Origin of the sequence: Corallococcus sp. AB049A, from assembly GCF_003668885.1 — a bacterium.
Lineage (GTDB): Bacteria > Myxococcota > Myxococcia > Myxococcales > Myxococcaceae > Corallococcus > Corallococcus interemptor.
The window spans coordinates 1-379 of record NZ_RAWL01001496.1 but is presented as its reverse complement, the minus strand read 5'-3'; the positions used below and the strand labels follow the sequence as shown (position 1 = coordinate 379).

Genomic DNA, 379 nt, shown 5'->3' with positions numbered 1-379 from the left:
CGGCTGGTCCACGCGCTGGTCCTCGGAGAACGGCGGCGTGGCCGAATCGCCGTAGACCGAGCTGCTGGAGGCATACACCAGGTGCTGCACGCCGCGGTGGCGGCACAGTTCGAGCATGTTGACGAAGCCGACCAGGTTGCTGTCGACGTAGGCGTGCGGGTTTTCCAGCGAATAGCGCACGCCGGCCTGGGCGGCCAGATGGATCACCGCCGTCGGCTGCACTTCATCGAACAGCGCAGCCAGGCCCTCGCGGTCGGTCAGGTCCAGCGCGCGCAGGTCCAGCGACGGGCACAGCGCGGCCACGCGGTCGCGCTTGATCTGCGGGTCGTAGTAATTGTTGAAGTTGTCCAGGCCGACCACGGCCTGGCCGGCCTCCAGC

At 68.3% G+C, this 379-nt stretch carries 1 protein-coding gene; it reads right to left on the bottom strand.

Annotation, left to right across the window (positions count from 1 at the left end):
* On the bottom strand, window positions 1-378 hold a 378-nt coding region (locus tag D7X55_RS47565), incomplete at its 3' end, for an NAD-dependent epimerase/dehydratase family protein (RefSeq protein WP_255425077.1).
* Between the last annotated feature and the right edge of the window lies 1 nt (window position 379).